The following is a 384-nucleotide window of genomic DNA, read 5'->3' on the forward strand; positions in this document are numbered from 1 at the left end:
TGATGTTGTCGCCCGGCATCACCATCTCGACGCCTTCCGGCAGCTCGACCGCACCGGTGATGTCGGTGGTACGGAAGTAGAACTGCGGACGGTAGCCCTTGAAGAACGGGGTGTGACGGCCGCCCTCATCCTTCGACAGGACGTAGACTTCGGCGTCGAACTTGGTGTGCGGCTTGATCGAACCCGGCTTGGCCAGAACCTGGCCACGCTCGACGTCGTCACGCTTGGTGCCGCGCAGCAGCAGACCGGCGTTGTCACCTGCCTGACCCTGGTCCAGCAGCTTGCGGAACATTTCCACGCCGGTCACGGTGGTCTTCTGCACCGGGCGGATGCCGACGATTTCGATTTCTTCGCCGACCTTGATCACGCCGCGCTCGATACGAC

At 63.0% G+C, this 384-nt stretch carries 1 protein-coding gene; it reads right to left on the reverse strand.

Translation table 11 applies throughout. The features are described from left to right. Positions 1–384, reverse strand: a 384-nt coding sequence (locus MRBLST15_RS10255; RefSeq protein WP_367785849.1) for an EF-Tu/IF-2/RF-3 family GTPase, incomplete at both ends; no start/stop codon positions are given.

The sequence above is a fragment of the Stenotrophomonas sp. LST15-1-1.1 genome (assembly GCF_040815575.1).
Classification (GTDB): Bacteria; Pseudomonadota; Gammaproteobacteria; order Xanthomonadales; family Xanthomonadaceae; genus Stenotrophomonas; species Stenotrophomonas lactitubi_B.